Annotated in this window: 12 protein-coding genes and 1 tRNA gene; 10 read left to right on the plus strand and 3 right to left on the minus strand. The window is 68.3% G+C overall.

What is annotated here, in order from left to right:
• Window positions 1–89: 89 nt before the first annotated feature.
• From pbpC to FRZ61_RS11715, 3 genes are all read right to left on the minus strand, one after another.
• Entirely contained in the window at window positions 90–2,225 is a 2,136-nt protein-coding gene (pbpC, locus tag FRZ61_RS11705) for a penicillin-binding protein 1C (RefSeq protein ID WP_151117790.1), read from the minus strand.
• A 34-nt stretch (window positions 2,226–2,259) separates the two neighbouring features.
• Window positions 2,260–7,449, minus strand: a complete 5,190-nt coding sequence (locus FRZ61_RS11710; protein ID WP_151117793.1) for an alpha-2-macroglobulin family protein — start codon at window positions 7,447–7,449, stop codon at window positions 2,260–2,262.
• A 271-nt stretch (window positions 7,450–7,720) separates the two neighbouring features.
• Complete coding sequence (locus FRZ61_RS11715; RefSeq protein WP_151117796.1) at window positions 7,721–8,737, minus strand: Gfo/Idh/MocA family protein; 1,017 nt, start codon at window positions 8,735–8,737, stop codon at window positions 7,721–7,723.
• A gap of 260 nt (window positions 8,738–8,997) precedes the next feature.
• On the opposite strand from FRZ61_RS11715, the gene FRZ61_RS11720 reads away from it, so the two are divergent.
• The 10 genes from FRZ61_RS11720 to FRZ61_RS11765 all read left to right on the plus strand — a co-directional run bounded on the left by FRZ61_RS11720 (window position 8,998) and on the right by FRZ61_RS11765 (window position 19,252).
• Complete coding sequence (locus FRZ61_RS11720) at window positions 8,998–10,746, plus strand: fatty acyl-AMP ligase (protein WP_151117799.1); 1,749 nt, start codon at window positions 8,998–9,000, stop codon at window positions 10,744–10,746.
• Window positions 10,747–10,808: 62 nt separating this feature from the next.
• The gene (locus FRZ61_RS11725; RefSeq protein WP_191909403.1) at window positions 10,809–11,708 is read left to right on the plus strand and encodes an NAD-dependent epimerase/dehydratase family protein; all 900 of its coding nucleotides are present in this window, start codon (window positions 10,809–10,811) and stop codon (window positions 11,706–11,708) included.
• A 143-nt stretch (window positions 11,709–11,851) separates the two neighbouring features.
• Window positions 11,852–12,100, plus strand: a complete 249-nt coding sequence (locus FRZ61_RS11730; protein WP_225309218.1) for an acyl carrier protein — start codon at window positions 11,852–11,854, stop codon at window positions 12,098–12,100.
• A 23-nt stretch (window positions 12,101–12,123) separates the two neighbouring features.
• Window positions 12,124–13,338 carry a serine palmitoyltransferase gene (spt, locus tag FRZ61_RS11735; protein ID WP_151117805.1) on the plus strand — a complete coding sequence of 405 codons (1,215 nt, stop codon included), beginning with the start codon at window positions 12,124–12,126 and terminating at the stop codon, window positions 13,336–13,338.
• A 56-nt stretch (window positions 13,339–13,394) separates the two neighbouring features.
• A complete protein-coding gene (locus tag FRZ61_RS11740; RefSeq protein WP_151117807.1) occupies window positions 13,395–14,321 on the plus strand; it encodes a metallophosphoesterase family protein in 927 nt (308 codons plus the stop codon).
• 331 nt (window positions 14,322–14,652) lie between these two features.
• Window positions 14,653–15,846 (plus strand): LPS export ABC transporter permease LptF, encoded by a 1,194-nt coding sequence (gene lptF, locus FRZ61_RS11745; protein ID WP_151117810.1) that lies wholly within the window; start codon window positions 14,653–14,655, stop codon window positions 15,844–15,846.
• Window positions 15,846–16,931 (plus strand): LPS export ABC transporter permease LptG, encoded by a 1,086-nt coding sequence (lptG, locus tag FRZ61_RS11750; protein WP_151117813.1) that lies wholly within the window; start codon window positions 15,846–15,848, stop codon window positions 16,929–16,931. Before lptF ends, lptG begins: the two co-directional genes overlap by 1 nt.
• A gap of 130 nt (window positions 16,932–17,061) precedes the next feature.
• The gene (locus tag FRZ61_RS11755) at window positions 17,062–17,820 is read left to right on the plus strand and encodes a sterol desaturase family protein (protein ID WP_225309219.1); all 759 of its coding nucleotides are present in this window, start codon (window positions 17,062–17,064) and stop codon (window positions 17,818–17,820) included.
• A 10-nt stretch (window positions 17,821–17,830) separates the two neighbouring features.
• Window positions 17,831–19,012 carry a dATP pyrophosphohydrolase gene (locus FRZ61_RS11760; protein WP_151117816.1) on the plus strand — a complete coding sequence of 394 codons (1,182 nt, stop codon included), beginning with the start codon at window positions 17,831–17,833 and terminating at the stop codon, window positions 19,010–19,012.
• 165 nt (window positions 19,013–19,177) lie between these two features.
• A tRNA-Asn gene (locus FRZ61_RS11765) sits at window positions 19,178–19,252 on the plus strand.
• Window positions 19,253–20,297 lie beyond the last annotated feature (1,045 nt).

The following is a 20,297-nucleotide window of genomic DNA, read 5'->3' on the forward strand; positions in this document are numbered from 1 at the left end:
CGCGGGTTCCTTTAGCGCCGTGCGTGTCGAGGATCGCGCAGCCCCCTTCCTCGCCTTCCCCCGTTCCGGGGGAAGGGACAGAACGCGCCTTACTGGATCCAGATCTCCGCGCTGGCGCTGCGCCCCGCCTTGTCGATGACCGTGATGCGCGTCTCGCCCAGCCCGTCGGGAAGCCATTCGGCCTGGCGGCGCCAGGGCTGGGTGCTCAGCGGGCGGCCGTTGACGAGCCAGATCAGGGGCAGCTCGCCGCCGGTCACCTCCAGCGGCAGGCTCTCGATGCGATCGCCCGACCGCAGCTCGACCACGGCCCCATCCTGCGGGAAGGTGAGATTCGGCCCCTGCACCGCCGAGGGCGAACGCCAGGCGCTGGCCGCCGGCTGGAACCGCCGCAGCGCCGGCGGCAGCTCGCTGTTGGAAGCGAGGATCGCGCCCACCGGTGCGGCCCCTGACGGCTTCATGAGCGCGGCCGCGCCCGTCGGCGGCGGCAGCAGATCGAAGGCCTCGTAGAGAAGGGGCGCGGCCGCGTCGCGCCCCATCCGGCCGGGCGAGAAGCTGCCATCGGGCCGGCCGACCCAGACGCCGATGGTCCAGTCCCGGTCATAGCCGATCGCCCAGGCATCGCGGAACCCGTAGGAGGTACCGGTCTTATAGGCGATCTGGCGCTGCCGGCGGCCGTCGCTCGCGATCAGGCGGTTGGGCGGCGGGGGCATGTCCTCGAGGATATGCGTCACATACCAGGCCGCGAGCGGGCTCATCAGGACCTGGCTGTCGCCGGCTTCCTGGTCGGCGCGGAACCGCAACGGCATCGTCACGCCGCCATTGGCCAGCCCGGCATAGAGCGTGACCAAGTCCTGGAGCGTCACGCCGACGCCGCCCAGCGCGATCGGCAGGCCCGGCTGCTCGGCCGCGGCGGGCAGGCGCAAGGCGACGCCGCTCAACCCGAAGCGCCGCGCCAGTTCCAGAGGGCCGATCCGGTCGAGCAAGGCCACGGCTGGCAGGTTGAGCGACATCTGCAGCGCCTCGCGCGCCGTGACCTCGCCATGGAAGCGGTTGTCGAAATTGCGCGGGGCGTAATCGCCGAACCGCATCGGCCGATCGACCATGATGGTCTCGGGATGGATGAAAAGCCCGTCGAAGGCGAGGCCGTAGATGAAGGGCTTGAGCGTCGAGCCTGGCGAGCGCACCGCCGTGACCATGTCGATCGGCCCGTAGCGGCCGCTGTCGAGGATACCGGTCGAGCCGACATAGCCGCGCACCGTGCGATCGCTGTTATGGACCGCCAGGATCGCGATGGTGGCCCCATTCTCGAGCTCGCTTTGACGGCGGGCCACCAATGCCTCGAGCCCCCGCTGCAGGCTGGCCTCGATGGTGGTCCTGATCGCCGCCGCCGCGGGATCGGCGCGCCGCAGCCGGTCGGCCAGATGCGCCGCCACCATCGGCGCCTCGCGACGGCCCGGAGGCACCGGCTCGCCGCTCGTCTCGGCGAAGGCCGCGGCATCCAGCAGGCCGGCGTCTTCCATCCGCGCCAGCACATGATTGCGCGCCTCGCGGGCGGCGACGGGGTTGCGGTCGGGCCGCACCCGCTCGGGCGATTGCGGGAGAGCCACCAGCATCGCAGCCTCGGCATCGGTCAGGTGGAGCGGTTCCTTGCCGAAATAGAACAGCGAGGCGGCCCGCACGCCCTCGAGATTGCCGCCATAGGGTGCCAGCGTCAGATAGATGCCGAGGATCTCGCTCTTGGAAAAATGCGCCTCGAGCTGGACCGCGCGCAGCATCTCGATCAGCTTGGATTGGAGCGTGCGGGGCCGCGGCTCGAGCAGGCGGACCGTCTGCATGGTGAGGGTCGAGGCACCGGACACGACCGACCCGGTCCGCGCCCACTGCCAGGCGGCACGCAGGACGGCCAGCGGATCGACGCCCGCATGCCAATGGAAGCGTCGATCCTCGTAAGCCACCAGCATCTGCAGGAAGCGGGGATCGACCGCCTGCACCGTCACCGGCAAGCGCCAGGCGCCGTCCGCTGCCGCGAAGGGCCGCAGGAGCTGTCCGTTCGAATCCTCGACCAGCACCGACAGGTTGCGCAGCCGGCCGAGCTCGGGCGGGAACAGCCGGTCGAGACCGGCGACGGCTGCCAGCGCGATCCCGAGCAAGAGGAGCGCCAGCGCCAGCCGGCGCCGGCGAGAGCCGCCGGCGCCGCGCTGGATGCGATCCCCTTCCCTTTTCATGCGCAGGCGCATGCGGTCTGCCCCGATCGCGAGGTTACGGCGCAGCCGCCCCGATCTCCGCCTCGCCCATCTCGCCGCGCCCGATGCGGGTCGGCCGATACATGTCCTCGACGGAGGTGGCCGGCACGCGGTAGCGGCCCGGCGTCACCGCGCGGATCATGTAGGCGAAGCTGTACTCGTAGCCGGGATAGCTCTCGAAGCCGGTGATGAAGCGGTCGTCGAGATACTCGGTATAGAGCGCCTGGGAGAGATCGGGCAGCCAGGAGAACTGATCGGTGTCTCGGGCATTGGCCAAGCGGACATTCTCCAGCTCGAACCCGGCCGGCAAGAGGTCGATCAGGAGCGCCTGGCTGGCGCGCGGGCCGTCATCGCGGATCGTGACCACCGCCACGATCACGTCGTTCTGCGCGACATGGGAAAGATCGGTGGTTTCGCCCGCGAGCGTGAAATATTTCCGCTCGATGGTGAAACCCTGATCCTGGACCGCCCTGCGCGACTTGCTGGGAACGCCGAAGACCGTGGTGTTGGCCCAGACCGGCGTATCGCCGCGATTGGCAATGCTGAGGCCCGTCGAGATCTGCTCGAGCTTGGGCCGCAGATAGAGCGGTGCCGTGCGGTCCTGAGGCTGCCCGTCGTCCAGCGCGACCGCGAAGCGGGGGCTGCTGCCGATCGCGGCCCCGGCCAGCACGATCCAGCCCTGCTCCTGCGTGCTGAGCCAGGGATCGTTGGAGACGCCTGCCGCCACGTCTTCGACCAGCGGCCCCGGATCGATCCCGGGAACCTTCGCCTCCACCGAAAGCGCCAGCAGCGCCGCGGTGTCGCGCAGGTCGGTCTCGTAGTAGTCGTTGTCCACGCCGCCCCAGCGCCGGCGCGTATCGAGCGCCGCCTTCGCCGCCTCGCCGGCGCGGGTCCCGTCGCCGATCAGGGCCAGCGCGGCGCCCAGCTGCATCATCGCGAGCTTGCTGGGCAGCTTCTGCTTGTTGCGGTCGAACATGTAGCGCACCAGTCCCGGATCGGCCGCGTTGGCGCTCGCCAGCACATAGATGGCATAGGAGCGCGAGGCGAGCGCCGAGGGGCTGTCGTTCTGGTGGTCGGCCGCGTGGTAGCGCAGCCAGTCCAGCCCCTGCTTGTAGGCGAAGTCGGGCACGTTGTAGCCCTTCGCCCGCGCCCGCGTCAGGAAATCCATCGCATAGGAAGAGAGCCAGGGTTCCGTGGTGCCGTAGGAATCCCACAGCGCGAAGCTGCCGTCCCAGCGTTGCATCTCGAGCACGCGCCCGATGGCGCCCTGCACCCGCCGCGTCAGCCCGGTATCGTCGTCGACGAGCCCCAGCTCGCGTTCCAGATCGGCGGCATAGAGCAGCGGCAGCGCCCGGCTGACGGTCTGCTCGATGCAGCCATAGGGATAGCGGTCGAGCCCGCGCAGCACACCCGCCAGATCGAAATCCGGCCGGCTGCCGAGGCTGGTCAGCACCTCGCCGGTCCCGGGCAGATAGCCCGCGACCAGATCGGGTCCCAGCTTGAAACTGTCGCCGGGCTGGAGCTGATGCGCCACGCGCTGAACCTCGGGCAGCTGCGCCGGGCGCACGCCCAGGACGAGCTGGCGGTCGAGCTTGAAGCCTTCGGGCCCCTCGATCGCGACCGTGATATGGCCGGTGCCGACCGTATGGCCCAGCAGCGGCACCGTCAGCACCGCCGCCTCGCCTTGCGCAAGATCGCGATCGGCGGCGGCGCCGTCCCCCAGCTGGAACACATCGTCGCTGGTGATGGCGACGTGATAGGTGCCGGCCGGCGCCTCCATGTTCTGCAGGCTGAGCGTCAGCGTCGAACGGTCGCCCGGTGCCAGGAAGCGCGGCGTCGAGATCAGCGCCACCAGCGGGTCGCGCACCACGAGCCCCGCCTCGGCCGCGCCGACCTTCTCGCCGTTCCAGGCGACGGCCATCAGCCGCAGCCGCCCGTTATAGTCGGGCAGCTCGAGCGACACCGTGGCCTTGCCGTCGGCATCGAGCTTCACCGGCCCGGAGAACAGGGCGACCAGCGTCGTGCCGGGCGGTGCCGCGCGCCGGCTCATGGCGGCATCGCCGCCGCTGCGGATCTGGCCGCGCCTTGCATCGCCGGCATCGATCAGCCGGCCATAGAGATCGCGGATCTCCACGCCGAGCCGCCGCTTGCCGAAGAAATAGTCGAGAGGATCGGGCGTCTTGAAATCGGTGAGCTGCAGCACGCCTTCATCGACGGCCGCGAGCGTGACATAGGCCTCGCCGGCACCCGCGAGCCCCGAGACCGAGATCGGGACCTGGACGGTCTGGCGCGGGCGGACCACCTCGGGCAGCGTCATGTTCACGGCCAGGTTATGCAGCTCGGAATCGATCCCCAGCCAGGCGACGCCGATGGCGCGCCCGGGCCCGCGAGCCTGTTCCGAGGAGCCCGGCCGGAAGGCGGTCGCGAGGATATAGGCGCCGGCGCCCCACTTTCCGTCGACATCGAACTTGACCTCGACGCCATCGGGCGTGGCATCGACGACGCGCGTCTCGAGGATGCGGTCGGTCGCAATCGCCAGCAGCACCTGGCCGGCGAAAGGCGGCCGCACGAACAGCTTGGCCGTGTCGCCGGGCGCATAGATCGGCTTGTCGGCCGTCACCTGGAGCGTGTCGGGCGTCGTGCCGGAGCCGGCGCGGGCCCACCAGCCGGCAGTGAAGCGATAGCTGACCGCGGCCCCGCTCTGCGGATCGTAGAGCTCCAGGCGATACTGGCCGTAATCGACCGGAATTCCGATCTTGGCGGCCCCGTCGGCGCCGATCGCGATTTCGCCGCTGGTGCCGGGAATGTCGCGCACCACGGCCTGATAGTCCCAATAGCCGTTGCGCAGGAACCACTGATAATCCCAGTCCTCCTGCACGAGGCGATAGCTCACCTTGTCGAGCGCCTTGCGGCTGCCGTCGTCGCCGACGGCGATGGCCTCGAACGAGGCGGTGGCGCCCCGGTCGACGGTGTCGTCCGGGAAGAGCGGCTTGAGCCCCAGCGCCAGCGGCCGGTTGCGGATCGGCAGCTCGAGCGTCTCGGCGATGGAACGCCCGCCGACATCGGCGACCTCGATCCTGACCGTGGCCGAGAGCGGCTGGGCCGTATCGGGGATATTGTCGAGGAAGAGCGGCACCTGAGCTTCGCCGTTCTCGTCGGTCGTGGTGCCGGCCAGCTCCGTCCGGACGGGATCGATCGTTTCGTCCGCCAGATCGAAATGATAGCCGGGATATTGCGGGAACGGGTCCGAGGCCTTGCCGACCACGGCCTCGGCCTTGACCGGCAGGCCGGCGCCGAGCGCGCCGTACAGATATTTCACCGACAGGTCGAGATTGGGCACGGTCTCCGCCCCTGGCAGATAGGCCGGCTGGTCGGCGGTGAGTTTGGCCTCGATGCGCGCCGGCACCACCTCTTCGACGAGATAGCTGGCGCTCGCGATCGGCTTGCCCGCGGGATCGAGATAGGCATTGACGGTCCACACACCGGTGCGCGCCGTGGCCGAGACCGGGATGTCGCGCTGGTAGCTGCCGATGCCGGCATCCTTGAGCGCGATCGTTTCGGATTCGCTGCCATCGGGCCGGATGAGCTTCAGCGTCAGGGGCAGGCCCGCCATCGCCTTGCCCGCTTCGTCGCGCAGCAGGCCCATGAGATGCACGGTCTCGCCGGGGCGGTAAACGCCGCGGTCGAAATAGAGGAAGAGATCGCTGGGGCCCGGCGGCAGGCGGCCGCCGACGCCGCGATCGCTCAGATCGAAGGCGGCCTGCGTCAGATCGAGGAAGGCGAAGTCGCCATCCTTGCGCGAGGCGGTCACGGCCACGGCTTCCCGGCCGCCCTCGCCGCGCAGCAGGCCGGTATCGAAATGCGCCAGCCCGTCGCGGTCGGTCTCGGTGGTGGCGAGGATGTCGTTGTTGCGCGCGAGCAGGTTGACCTCGACCTTGCGCAAGGCTTCGCCGTCCTGTAGCGACCGCACGAAGAGATTGAGGCCGTCGGCGCCGCTCATCGAGGTCAGGCCGATATCGGTGACGATCAGCCATTGCGTCGCCTGCTGGACCCAGTTGTCGGCCTCGGTCTGCTCCGGCGGCGAGGCCATCAGCAGATAGACGCCCGGCTGCGTCGCCGGCAGGATCTGCTCGAGGGGAATGGCGGTCACGACGCGCTGGTTGGGCTTGGATTCGAGCTCCACCACGCCTTTCCAGACCGTTTCGCCCAGATTGTTGGCGACGTCGTTGCGGTCGTAGCCGTCGAGCACCCGCAAGAACCGGCCGTCGGTGATCTGGCGGATCAGGTTGCGGTCGTTGATGCGCAGAAGCTCGAGCCTGGCGCTCTCGTAGTTGATGCTGACCAGCGGCACGCCCCGGCCGCCGCTGCGAGGCAGCACATAGGTGTTGCTGTCGAATCCCAGGGACGGATCGCGCACGCCGGCGGAAACGGCCAGGATCTGCTCCTGCATCAGGGCCCGGCGTTCGGCCGAAGGGAAGCCGGCCTTGACGGTGACGTCATAGTCGGTGCCGTAGGCGCCGCCATCGATGCAGAGCTGGTTGCCGGAGACGGCGAAGCTCGGCTCGAAGACCGGCGTGACGCTCACATAATCCTTGTAGTGGACCTGCTTCGGATCGAGCAGGTTGGCCGTGAAGCGCAGGCAGAAACGCGGGCTGTCGCCCGTGCGCTCGACATCGACCGTGTCGAGATTGAGACCCAGCAGGTCCTTGAGCTCGGCGATGCGGTCCTGGAAGCTCGGGTCGTCGGGCGTTTCGCTCTGCGCCATCTGGTAGGCGGTCAGCGCTTCCTCCGGCTGGTCCCAGGCGCGTAGCGCGCCGGCCGTGATGTCGAGCGCCGCGGCTCGGTCGTCCGGCGTATCGGCCGCCTGATAGGCCATCCAGCCCGCGCCTGCCGCCTGCTCGAAGGATTGCTGGTCGCGATTGAGCTTCGCCAGGGCGAGCCAGGTCGGATAGTCCGCGCCGCCATAGGCGATGGCCTGCTCGTAATTGGCGATGGCCGTGCTGCGTTGCGCCGCGCGCTCGGCGCTCTCGCCGGCGATCTTCAGCGCCTGCGCCTTCTCCGCATCCGCCTCGACGACATAGCGATGCTGGATGTCCGCTTCGTATCGGGCGGCCGCCTGCATCGTGACCGACATATCCTGAGCCCAGGCGGACAAAGCCGGCACCGCGAGCGCGAGGCCGAGCGCAAGGCAACGAACGAAATTCATGATCCCCTCGTGATGATCGGCGCCCGTCGCAGCCGCGAAGCGCCTAAGCCCCCGCAAGCCACCATGAAATTGTGACCGCTGCATGGCCATGTGGACAGGGATTGTGAATTTTGTCGTGCGTCTTTTAGGAAGCGGTTCTTGGCCAGCGACTCAATCTTCTTCGGCTTCGCCAGGAGTGCCTATCGGCAACAGCCATCCCCCGCGCAACAGGCCAGATCTCATCTTCCTCAGGAAGTTGAGGTATTAAAAATATACTTTATATATCAATATATTATGATGGTTTCTTGGTTGTCGCAGCGCTTCTGTCGAGAGCGAATTGAATCTGCTCCAGGAGCTTCACCACGCGCAAGCCGCGCGCGCCATCGGCAACCGAATCGGCATTGCTTTCGATCACCGCGGCGAAGTGATCGACGAGCCGCGCGAGCGCTTCGCCCTCCGCCATCGGGAGCGCCTCCCATCCGCCGGTGCGATAGGCCGGCCGTATCATCGTGCCCGCCTTCGCCGATCCGGGAACAGCGATGCCGCGGTCATAGAGCTTGAGCCGGCCATCGCTCGCGAGATCGTCCCAGACCAGCATCCGGTCGCTGCCGCCGATCACGAGGCGGCGCACCTTCTCGGGCGACATCCAGCTCCAGTGGAAATGTGCCGTCCAGCCCGACGCGAACCGCAGCGAGGCATGCACGATGTCGGGAACGCCGGGATTGACATGACATTGCCCGACGGCATCGACCCGGACCGGCAGCTCGTCCTGCAGCTCGGTCAGCAGCGAGAGATCGTGCGGCGCCAGGTCCCACAGCACGTTCACGTCCGGCTGGAACAGGCCGAGATTGAGGCGCTGCCCCTCGCAATAGGTGATCCGCCCCAAGCGCCCTTGCCGCACGAGCTGGCGGATCGCATCGCCGGGGCCGGTGAAGAGCAAAGTATGGTCGACCATCAGCACGCGGTTCTGGCGCCGGGCCAGGGCTACCAGCGCCTCGCCTTCCGAGGACCGGGTGCAGAGCGGCTTCTCCACCAGCACATGGGCCCCGCGCTCCAGGGTGGCGCGCGCGAGGTCGTAATGCGTGGAGACCGGGCTTGCGATCACCACGGCATCGAGGCACGCATGATCCCGGATCAGCGCGGCGCCGTCCTCATAAAGCGCGCCGTCATGTCCCGCCTCGCGCGAGGCCAGGCGTCGCGCAGCGCTGGGATCCGCGACGGCGGCGACATGGAAGGCGGGATGGGCGACCAGATTGCGCAGCAGATTCGGCCCCCAGTGGCCATAGCCGATCAACCCGACCGAGAGCATGCCTCTTCCTTCCGGGGCCCCTTGCCGATCGGGCCCTGAGCGGCAGCGCTTTCTTGCGCGTGGCAAGGCCGCGCGTCAAGCTGGCTGCGGCTTTGCCACCGGCGCCGCCCCCCGAGCCCCGCGCGGGTGGCCGGCCTTGTTCCGGGCCGGCCGATTTGCTAAGAGCCAGCGCCCGCGCCCCGGTCACGCGACCGGCATCCGGAACGATTTCGAGCCTCTCCGGCCCCTTGGAGCGCGCGCACCGCCGATTTCCTCTCGAGATGCAACCGACCCCCAGCACCAGCCGCGATCTTCCCTTCCGTCCCGGCCCGTTCGGCACCTTCACCGAAGGGCTCGACTATGCGGCCCGCGGCGACACCGGCTTCAACTTCTACTCGGCCCGTGGCGATCTGACGGCGGTCCTGCCCTATCGCGAGCTGCGCGAGCGCGCGGTCGCGGCAGCGCAGGGCCTGATCCGCGCCGGCCTGCCGCGCGGCGCCCGCATGGTGCTGATCGCGGATACGGTTCCCGATTTCATGGTGCTGTTCGCGGCCTGCCAGTATGCCGGCCTGCTGCCGGTGCCGGTGGCCTTGCCGACGGGCCTGGGCGGGCGCGACAGCTACATCGCCACCTTGCGCCGTCAGATCCAGAGCTGCGGCGCCGAGGCGGCGATGGCGCCGGCCGAGCTGCTCGATTATCTCAAGGAAGCCGCCGCCGGCACCAGCGCCAGGCTGGTGGGTGCCGCCGCCGACTTCCTGGCGCTGCCGGGCGACGGTGCGGCGTTGCGTCCGTTCGCGCCGGAAGAGTCCTGCTATCTCCAGTTCTCCTCCGGCAGCACGCGTTTTCCCAAGGGCATCGACGTGCCGCAGCGCGCGCTGATGGCGAACGCGCATGCGATCGCGGTCGATGGGCTGGGCCTGACGCCCGAGGACCGCGCGGTCTCCTGGCTGCCGCTCTACCACGATATGGGGCTGGTCGGTTTCATGCTGGTCCCGCTGCTGTCGCAGGTCACCGTCGACTACCTGGCGACGCGCGATTTCGCGCGCCGGCCGCTGATGTGGCCGAGCCTGATCTCGCGCAACCGCGGCACGCTCTCCTACAGCCCGACCTTCGGCTACGATCTCTGCAGCCGGCGCGTCAGCGAAGGACGGCTGGCGACGCCCGATCTCGATCTTTCCTCCTGGCGGACGGCGGGCATCGGCGGCGACATGATCCAGCCGCATGTACTCGAGCGCTTCGCCGGCGCCTTCGCCGCCTGCCGCTTCGACCCCAAGGCCTTCCTGCCCAGCTACGGCATGGCCGAAGCCGTGCTCGCCATCAGCTTCTCGCCGCGCAACCGCGGCATGCTGACGGACAGCGTCGATCGCGGCCGGATGGCCGACGAAGGACGTGCCGTGCCGGCCGACCCGAAGTCGGGCGACAGCCGCCGCTTCGTGCTTTGCGGCCGCCCGCTCGCGGGGCATGTGGCCGAGATCCGCGGCGAGGATGGCGAAATCCTGCCCGACCGCATGATCGGCCGCATCTTCGTCAAGGGCCCGAGCCTGATGGCCGGCTATTACGGCAATCCCGAGGAAACGGCCCGCGTGCTCTCGCCCGACGGCTGGCTCGATACCGGCGATCTCGGCTACAGCCTCGAGGGCGCGCTCGTGATCACGGGCCGCGCCAAGGATCTGATCATCATCGCCGGCCGCAACATCTGGCCGCAGGACCTCGAATGGAACGTCGAGGAGAGCCTCGACCTCAGGCGCGGCGATACCTGCGCCTTCTCGATCGAGGGTCCCGAAGGCCAGGAGCAGGTCGTCATGCTCGCGGTCGCGCGGCAGACGGAAACGGCGGAGCGTGAAGCCATGCGGCAGGGCGCGCAGAGCCTGCTGCAGCGCGCGCACGGGATCGAGGCCAAGGTCGTGCTGGTGGCGCCGCGCGTCATTCCGCAGACCTCCTCGGGCAAGATCGCCCGCGCGCGTGCCAAGGCCGCCTATCTCGCCGGCCATTACCAGGAGAGCGGCGCCGGCGCCGCTCGACCCCGCTGAACGGCGGGCCGACAGGCCCGCTCGCCGCCGTCACCGGCGCCAGCGGCTTTGTCGGCAGCGCCGTGGCCTCGGCTTTGGACGGAATGGGCTGGCGGCTGCGCCTCTTGATCCGCCGCCAGCCGCCGCGCCTGCTGCTGGCAAACCAGTCGCCCGAGGTGGTGATCGGCGATCTCGGCGATAACGAGGCCCTCGGCCGGCTGGTCGAAGGCGCGGACGCGGTCCTGCATGTCGCCGGCGTGGTGAAAGCCCTCGACCGCGAGGGCTTCATGCGCGGCAATGCCGAGCCGACCGGCCGTCTCGCCGCGATCGCCGCGCGCCAGGCCACGCCGCCGCATTTCGTCCTGATGTCGTCGCTTGCGGCACGCGAGCCGGCGCTCTCGCCCTACTGCGCCAGCAAACGGGCCGGCGAAGACGCGCTGAAGGCGGCGGCGGGCGCCATGGCCTGGACCATCCTTCGTCCCACGGCGGTCTATGGGCCGGGGGACCGGGAGCTGCTGCCCTTCTTCAAGACCGTCAAGCGGGGCTTCGCCCCCCGGCCGCCGGGCGCCATCCAGCGCCTGTCGCTGATCCATGTCGAGGATCTGGGGCGGTTTGCCGCAGCCTCCGCAGGCCTGGCCGCGGCGAAAGGGCAGACCTGGGAGCTCGATGACGGTGCGGCCGATGGCCACGGTTGGGCGGAGCTGACGGCCGCCGCCGCGGCGGCGCTCGGGACCCATCCGAAAACGGTGACCATCCCCAAGCTGCTCCTGAAGGCGACCGCCCAGGCGAACGCGCTCAAGGCCGCCTGGACCGGGAAGCCGCAGATGCTGGTGCCGCACAAGCTGCCCGAGATGCTCCATGCGGATTGGCTGTGCCACCACCGCCCGCCGGCAAGCCTTGGAACGAAATGGGAACCGAAATGGGCAATCGGCCCCGGCTTTGCCGATACCGTGCGCTGGTACCGCCGGGAGGGCTGGCTGTAACAATGCGCAACAATTTGTTATTTCACTGAATCAAGCACTTCGGCGACAGATATTAACCGAATTGGGGCACCGATCTGCCAAGAACGGGACCATTCATCATTAAGCTGCCACAGAGCGGCATAGCAGCAAGAGGCCTGATTGCCATGGGTTTGATGGAACGCGAAGACGTTGCGGTGTTCGAGCAGGTCGTTGCCCTGCTGGAGCCGTTTCGCAAGGCCGAAGGCGCCATTACCCGGGAAACCGACATCTCCCAGGATCTGAAGCTCGATTCCCTCGCCGTCATGGACCTCATGATGGAGCTGGAGGAGACCTTCGACGTGACGATCCCACTCAACCTCGTGGCTGAGATCCGCACCGTCGGCGACCTCGCCGAAGCCATCCGTCGCCGCTGACCGGCCGACGGAGCTCCCCCACGATGGGTCTTTTCGATCGTTTCGCCAGCGTCGAGCAGGCACACACCGAGGTCAAGGCCCGGGTCGACGACCCGTTCGGCGTGCGCATGGACCGCATGCTGTCCCCGACCGAGGCGATCATCGGCAACCGCCCGACCATCCTTGTCGGCACCAACAATTACCTCGGCCTGACCTTCGATCCGGCCTGCATCGAAGCCGCCCACAAGGCGCTCGACGCCTACGGGACCGGCACGACCGGCTCGCGGATCGCCAACGGCTCCTACGCCCCCCATCGCGAGCTCGAGCATGAGCTGGCGGATTTCTACGGCCGCCGGCATTGCATGGTGTTCACCACCGGCTACCAGGCCAATCTCGGGGTCATCTCCACGCTCGCGGGGCCCCAGGACTACCTGCTGATCGACGCCGACAGCCACGCCTCGATCTACGACGCCTGCCGCCTCGGCACAGCCACCGTGGTGCGCTTCAAGCACAACGACGCCGAGGATCTCGACAAGCGCCTGCGCCGCCTGGCGGACGAGCCCGGCAACAAGGTCATCGTCACCGAAGGCATCTATTCCATGCTGGGCGACCAGGCCCCGCTCAAGGAGATGGCCGAGGTCAAGCGCAAGCACGGCGCCTGGATGGTGCTGGACGAGGCCCATTCCATGGGCGTGCTGGGCCAGACCGGCCGCGGCCTCGCCGAGGAGCAGGGCGTGGAGGCCGACATGGATTTCATCGTCGGCACCTTCAGCAAGAGCCTCGGCGCCGTCGGCGGCTTCTGCGCCTCGGACCATCCGCAGTTCGATCTGATGCGCATCGTCTGCCGGCCCTACATGTTCACGGCTTCGCTGCCGCCCTCGGTGATCGCCTCGGTGACCGAGGCGCTGCGCCAGCTCCGCAAGCGGCCCGAGCTGCGCACCCAGCTCTGGGACAATGTCGCGACGCTCTATGACGGCTTCCAGCGGCACGGTTTCGCCCTCGGGCCCCAGAAGGGTCCGGTCGTCGCGATCAAGCTGCCGAGTCCCGACCTCGCCGTCGGTTTCTGGCGGGCGCTGCTGGATCAGGGCGTCTATGTGAATCTGGCGCTGCCGCCGGCGACACCGCAGGGCACGGCACTCCTGCGCTGCAGCGTCTGCGCGGCCCATAGCCGGGCGCAGCTCGACAAGGTGGTGGCGATCACCGCCGAGATCGGCCGCGAGCTGGGCGTCATCGGCCAGGAACTGCGCGCCGCCGGCTGATCGGGCGACCGCCGCTTCGCTTGACCCGCGCCCCGGTTCCGGGCAGAAGCGGCCCCATGTTCACCCTGGCGCATCTTTCCGATCCGCATCTTTCGGGCTGGTCGATGCCGCAGCCGACGGCGCTGCTGTCCAAGCGCGTCCTCGGCTTTCTCTCCTGGCAGCTGCGCCGGCGCTTCGTCCATCGCCAGGCGGTGCTCGATCTCGTCGTCGCCGACCTGGCGGCCAGCCGGCCGGATCACGTCGCCGTCACCGGCGATATCACCAACATTTCCCTGCCGCAGGAATTCGCCAACGCCGCCCTCTGGCTGCAGCGGATCGGCCCGCCGGATTACGTCAGCGTCATCCCCGGCAATCACGACCGCTATATCGCGCGGCCCTGGTCGCGCCATCTGGCGCTCTGGGACGCCTATATGACGGGCGACGACCCCTCGGGAACGGCACCGGGTGACGACGGCGAAACCGGGCGGTTTCCTTATTTGCGCCGGCGCGGCCCGCTCGCCCTGATCGGCGTCTCCTCGGCCAAGCCCATGCCCTATAACAGCGCGGCCGGCCATGTGGGGCCGGAGCAGTTGGCGCGCCTGGCGGCCTTGCTCGCCCGGCTCGAGGCGGAGGGGCTGTTCCGCGTCGTCCTCATCCACCATCCACCACAATCTCATGCGACCCATGGCCATAAGGCGCTGATCGACGCCGCCGCCTTCCGCGAGGTGGTGGCGCAACATGGCGCCGAGCTGGTGTTGCATGGCCATACCCACCGCGCCCACCTCGACCAGATCGCCGGGCCGCGCCATCGCGTTCCCGTGCTGGGCGTTCCCTCCGCATCCGCCAGGCCCTATGGCGGCAAGCCGGTGGGCGGCTATCACCTCTATCGCGTGGACCGCGGCGGCACGGGCTGGCAGCTCGAGATCGAAACCCGCGCGCTCCGTCTCCAGAGCGGCAGCGTCGAGACCACCGGCCGTTTCCGCCTGGCCAATCAGGTTTCCTGAGGCGACACCCCGCCGGGACCTGGCCTATCTGCCGGCTTTTATCGGCCGGCCGGGCCGCTTATGCTGTGCCGCCGGCGGCCGGGGGAGTTTCCCTCTGCGGCCTCTCATGGTATTGGGGAATCTACGGATTCCCGAAGGGGCGCCGGCGGCGACGAACCCATCCGGCAGACCGGCGGCACCGGGAAACCGGCCGCCGGCGACCGAGGACCGGTCGACGGACCCGCCTTCGCCGCCGAGACGCTTCACCGCCTGCGCGATCGCTTGATGAGCGCCTGGCCCCAACCGGCCCCAGAGCCGACGTTCGAATGGCGCTTCACCTCCCAGACCCTCGATGAAACTGCTCGATCGCTACATCCTGGCAAAGACGCTATGGCCGTTGATCGCCACCGTCAGCATCGCGCTGATCGCGCTGCTGATGGAACAGACGGTCCGGCTGCTGGATCTGGTGGTCAACAAGGGCGGGCCGCTGTCGCTGATCCTGCGCATGCTGGCCAACCTGATCCCGCATTATCTCGGGATCGCGCTTCCCGCCGCCTTCTTTCTCGGCGTGCTGCTCGCGGTCTCGAGGCTCAGCAGCGAAAGCGAGCTCGATGCGATGCATGCCAGCGGCGTGCCGCTCCACCGCATGATCGCGCCGCTCATGATGTTCGCGGTCGTGCTGGTGATCCTGGGCACCATCATCATCGGCTTCCTGCAGCCTTACACCCGCTACGGCTATCGCGCCCTCGTCTATCTCGTGACGGAGACCGCCTGGTATTCCGCCCTGGAGAAGGGCGCCTTCTTCAGCGGCTTCGGCAACTCGACCATCCTGGTGGACGACATCTCCGAAGGCGGCCGGAAGCTGACCGGCATCTTCGTCTATGAGGACAAGAAGGATGGCGGCTCGGTCACGACCACGGCGCAGACGGGCTATGTGGTCCGCTCGAATGCCGACGACCGGCTCGTCCTCCAGCTGGAGCAGGGCGCCCGCATCGACGCGGAAGGCCCCAACAAGAAGGTCAACGCGCTGACCTTCAGCAAGCTCGAGCTGCCGCTCGACATTGCGCTGGCGCCCGAGCCCTATCGCATCCGCGGCGCTTCGGAACGCGAACAGACCCTGCCCGAGCTCTGGCACAATGTCTGGACCCTGCCGCCAACCGACCCGATGTACCACCCGGTCCATGCCGAGCTCCACGAGCGGCTGGTGCGGATCGCCACCTACCTCTTCCTGCCGCTCCTGGCCTTTCCCCTGGGCTCCTCGACGCGACGAACGCGGCGCGGCACGGGCATCGCCGTGGGCATCGTGCTGATCGTGATCTTCTACTACCTGATCCAGTTCGGGCATGACGTCTCCGCCAACGGCCGATTGTCGCCCTGGCTCAGCCTCTGGCTGCCCTTCTTCGTCTATGCGGGGTTCTCCAGCTGGGCCTTCTGGGAGGCCAACATCTCCCCGGGTCACAATTTCGTCGAGACGGTGCTCGCGCGCATCGAAGGCACGTTCGACAGCCTGCGTCAGATCGGGCGGCGCAAGAGGGCACCGGCCTGATGCGCACCCTCGTCGGCTATGTGTCGCGCATGCTGATCATGCAATTCGCGCTGATGCTGTTCGGCTTCACGGCCCTGCTGCAGCTGCTCGACCTGCTCAACAACACCAGCAAGCTGTTCGCGCGCCACGGGCTCAGCCTCTCCACCATCCTGCACTACATCTGGCTGCGCCTGCCCGACTTGGCCTCGTTCCTGTTCCCCTTCTGCGTCCTGATCGCGGCCCTCCTGGTCCTGTCGCGCCTGGCCCAGTCGGCCGAGGTGATGGCGATGAAGGCCGCCGGCCTTTCCTACTGGCGCATCCTCGCCAGCTTCCTGCCGGCCGCGTTCGTCATCGCCGCGCTGCATTTCGTCGTGGCCGACCAGGTGGCCCCCGTGGCCGCGCGCGCCATGGAGGACTGGAATGCCGCGGCCGTGGATTTCACGGCCGATTCCGACAAGGACGCGCCGGCGCCGGTCTGGGCACGCGACGGCTACAATCTCGCGCGCGTGGTGGTCGTGCTCGACCGCGGCCGGAGCCTCAGCGGCGTCACCCTTTTCCTGCGAAGCTCCGCCAGCCTGTTCCAGGAGCGCGTCGTGGCGGGCCGGGCGGAGTTCCGCGACGGCGGCTGGGACCTCTACCAGGTCGAGCGCACCCTGATCGGCCCCACGGGCGCCACCGAGATCATCCGCCAGGCCGAGTGGCGCTGGGTGACGAATCTCAGCCCGCAGCATTTCTCGGATCTGGCCGCGACCCCGGCAAGCCTGAGCCTGCGCGAGCTGCATAATTTCGCCGCCAACGAGAATGTCGGCAGCCGACCGGTCTATTACTACGAGACCTGGTTCAACAAACGCCTCGCCCTGCCGATCATGACCCTGATCATGCTGCTGCTGGCGGCCCCCGTGGCGCAGTCGCTGCGCCGCCAGCGCGGCGTCGGCTGGGGCTTCATGGCGGGCGTCGGGATGGGCTTCCTCTACTTCATCGCCGACGGGATCCTGCAGTCGCTGGGCGAATCGGGCATGCTGCCGCCGATGCTTGCCGCCTGGAGCTCCGTGGTCCTGTTCGCCGCCATCGGCATCACCGGGCTGATCAAGATCGAAGGCTATTGACGATCCGCCGCAGGCCGCCACATAGCCGCTGAAGGCAGCGCGGCCGAAGGTCGCAAGAACGGGCTGCCGCAGGGGTTGCCGCCATCCCCCCTGCTCTCTAAATTACGGGCCTACAAGGATTCATACGGCCATGAGCCTCTGGAATCGCACCCACAATCTCGACCGGATGACGTTGCCGGAGCTGGTGAGGGCCTTCTTCACCTACCCGGCGATCTGGACCTATCTGGGGCTCTCGGCGGTCTCCGTCGCACTCATCCTGCGCTGGATGGAGCAGCCCTGGCGGCTCCTGCCGGCGGTCGTCGTGACCGTCCTGGTCTATCCGCTGGTCTGGTATCTGCTGCACCGCTACGTGCTGCATGGGCGCTATCTCTACAAGAGCCGCTTCACGGCCTCGTCCTGGAAGCGCATCCATTTCGACCATCACCAGGACCCGCACAACCTGCGGGTGCTGTTCGGCGCGCTCTACACCACCCTGCCCACCATCGCCATCGTGACGCTGCCGGTCGGCTATGCCATCGCGGGCCCTACGGGCGCCCTCACCGCCTTCGCCACGGGCCTGCTCACCACGGTCTTCTACGAGTTCTGCCACTGCGTTCAGCATCTGAACTTCGCGCCGAAATCGGCGTTCCTGCAGCGCATCAAGAAGCTCCATCTGCAGCATCATTTCCATAACGAGCAGGGCAACTACGGCATCACCAACTATGCCTGGGACAGGCTGCTCGGCACCTACTACGCGACCGTGCGCGATCTGCCGAAGAGCGCCACCGTCTTCAATCTCGGTTATACCGAGGACGAGGCCCTGCGCTATCCCTGGGTCGCCGCGCAATCGCAGGGCACGCGCGGCGACGGCAATCCGCGCCGCTTCCGCGTGGCGTCCAGCGAGAACTGAAGCCGACCCCATGTCCTCCGCAGCCGCCGACCGCCGGAGCGGCGCGCCCGATCGCCTCGAGATCCGTCCGGTTGCTTCGCGCCGCGATCTCGACGAATTCATCGGGCTGCCGGGCCGGCTCTACGGCCAGGGCCATCCCGGCTTCGTGCAGCCCCTGCGGTTCGAGCGCCGCGAGGCGCTGACCCCCGGCAAGAACCCCTATTTCGAGCATGCCGAGGCCAAGCTCTTTCTCGCCCGCCGCGAAGGCAAGGTGGTGGGCCGCATCAGCGCCCAGCTCGACCGGCTCTATCTGGAACGCTATCGCGACGCCACGGGCCATTTCGGCTTCCTCGACGCGATCGACGATCCCGCCGTCTTCCGGGAGCTCCTGGCCACCGCCGCGGATTGGCTCAAGGGCAAGGGCATGGTGCGCGCCATGGGCCCCTTCAACTTCTCCACCAACGAGGAGGTCGGGCTCCTGATCGACGGCTTCGACGCGCCGCCGGTCATGATGATGCCCTACAACCCGCCCTACGCCGCCGCCCATATCGAGGCCGCGGGCTATGCCAAGGCCAAGGACCTGATCGCCTACGACTACGACGTCAATACGGGCCTGGCCATCACCCATGACGCGATCCTGAAGCGCGCCGGCCTCGACCCGGCGCTCCTCTCGGTGCGCAATGTCGACATGAAGCAGTTCGAGCGCGATCTCGGGATCATCCTCGACATCTTCAACGACGCTTGGGCCGACAATTGGGGCTATGTGCCGCTGACCGCGACCGAGATCCACCATGCGGCGAAGAGCATGAAGCCGGTGGTCGATCCGAACCTGGTGGTGATCGCCTCCGTCAACGGCGATCCGGCCGCGATGATCGTCTGCCTGCCGAACATCTACGAGGCGATCGCGGGCCTCGATGGCCGGCTGCTGCCCTTCGGCTGGGCCAAGCTGCTCTGGCGGCTCAAGGTCTCGAAGCTCCGCACCGGCCGGGTCCTGCTGTTCGGGCTGCGCAAGGAGTTCCAGCGCTCGGTGCTGGGCTCGGCGGTCATCCTGCTGGTCCTGGAGGAGCTGCGCAAAGGCGGCCAGCGCATCGACGCGCGGCGCTGCGAGCTCTCCTGGATCCTCGAGGACAATATCCCGATGCGTAAGATCATCGAGCGCATCGGCGGCAAGGCCTATAAGACCTACCGGGTCTACGAGAAGCCGATCGCCTGACCGCCCCGCCGGGCGCCCGAAAACCGGGCGGAAAGGCCCCCGAGTCCGGGCTGGCACGGTTCGGCAAAAACCGCCGCCTGTCAGGCGGTTAGGCCCTATGTCGCGGGACGGAAAGAAACTTTGCAAGCCCGGGGGGGCTTTTGCTATAACCCCCGCCGCCTCTGATCCCCGGTAGCTCAGTGGTAGAGCAAGCGGCTGTTAACCGCTTGGTCGCTGGTTCGAATCCGGCCCGGGGAGCCAATTCGGAACGAAGGCGCGAACCCGTTCGCCGTTCCTGCCACCCTCCGGACGCTACGGGCGTCCGGAGGGTCCGCACCCCTCGATCCCAATCCGCTTCTCTCCAACGCTCAGCCGCCTTGGTGCTCCTGCTCGTGCGAAGCCGGCACTTCAGGGGCCGACGCGGCGGCGGCCGCATCATCATGGTGGACGGTGTTGAGATCGGGCGCGTCGTCGCTCGCCCCCGATGCAGCGGCCCCCATCTCGGCATCAACCTGGTCGGGAGGCAGCCCCCCTGATGGTCGGCCTGCTGATTCGGGCCCCCCGCCATCTGGAGATAGGGGTCGCTCGCCGAGGGGCTGTCCAGGACGGACGGTCCCTGCTCGCCGTTCTGCGGCTGGGCGAGCGCCAGATAGTCGCTCGCCGCCGAGTGCTCGGCAGGCGCCCCGGGACCGAGAGACGCATCGTCCAGGGCAAGTTGATCGGGCTGCGAAGGCGCCCCGATGGCTGCGGAACCGTTCTCGGCCTGGTCCGCCCCCGACAGTGACAGGCCTGCCGTATGAAGCGGAGCGGCGAGGTCCTGGTACGACGTCACAGGCTCGCCGCTCGAAACCTCTCCATTCACGCCACTGGCGGCCGGATCGAGCGGAGCCCCGCCATCGGCATGATCTGCCGTCGCGGGAACATCGGTCTGCGGCTCCGCAGCGGCATGCGACGAATCCGTACCCGAGGCCAGTCCGGCATGATCGCCCTCGACGGCCGGCACCGCCGACCCATGATCGGCCGTGATCGCCACGGCAAACTCGTCGCCGGTCTCCAGCATGGCGGTCGCGGCAAGCGGGACTGCGAGCAGGCTCACCGTCATGGGAGCCGCGGATGTCTGCTCCACGACGCCGTGATCCTCGCCCCCTATGCCGATGGCGATTTGCGTCGTGGTCGTATCCCCGTCGGCGGGGTCCGTCGCGGTGACGCTGATCTCGAGCCTGAACGGCGGCGCATCGGCCGGAACCGTCATGGTCAGGCCGGCGAGCTGATCCGGCGCCAGAACCCACTGGCCGTCCACCAGCGC

This window comes from Hypericibacter adhaerens (assembly GCF_008728835.1).
Lineage (GTDB): Bacteria > Pseudomonadota > Alphaproteobacteria > Dongiales > Dongiaceae > Hypericibacter > Hypericibacter adhaerens.

Coding starts and splice junctions, on each gene's coding strand:
- pbpC (WP_151117790.1), bottom strand. CDS start 2,225: ATGAAAAGGGAAGGGGATCGCATCCAGCGCGGCGCCGGCGGCTCTCGC.
- FRZ61_RS11710 (WP_151117793.1), bottom strand. CDS start 7,449: ATGAATTTCGTTCGTTGCCTTGCGCTCGGCCTCGCGCTCGCGGTGCCG.
- FRZ61_RS11715 (WP_151117796.1), bottom strand. CDS start 8,737: ATGCTCTCGGTCGGGTTGATCGGCTATGGCCACTGGGGGCCGAATCTG.
- FRZ61_RS11720 (WP_151117799.1), top strand. CDS start 8,998: ATGCAACCGACCCCCAGCACCAGCCGCGATCTTCCCTTCCGTCCCGGC.
- FRZ61_RS11730 (WP_225309218.1), top strand. CDS start 11,852: ATGGGTTTGATGGAACGCGAAGACGTTGCGGTGTTCGAGCAGGTCGTT.
- spt (WP_151117805.1), top strand. CDS start 12,124: ATGGGTCTTTTCGATCGTTTCGCCAGCGTCGAGCAGGCACACACCGAG.
- FRZ61_RS11740 (WP_151117807.1), top strand. CDS start 13,395: ATGTTCACCCTGGCGCATCTTTCCGATCCGCATCTTTCGGGCTGGTCG.
- lptF (WP_151117810.1), top strand. CDS start 14,653: ATGAAACTGCTCGATCGCTACATCCTGGCAAAGACGCTATGGCCGTTG.
- lptG (WP_151117813.1), top strand. CDS start 15,846: ATGCGCACCCTCGTCGGCTATGTGTCGCGCATGCTGATCATGCAATTC.
- FRZ61_RS11755 (WP_225309219.1), top strand. CDS start 17,062: ATGAGCCTCTGGAATCGCACCCACAATCTCGACCGGATGACGTTGCCG.
- FRZ61_RS11760 (WP_151117816.1), top strand. CDS start 17,831: ATGTCCTCCGCAGCCGCCGACCGCCGGAGCGGCGCGCCCGATCGCCTC.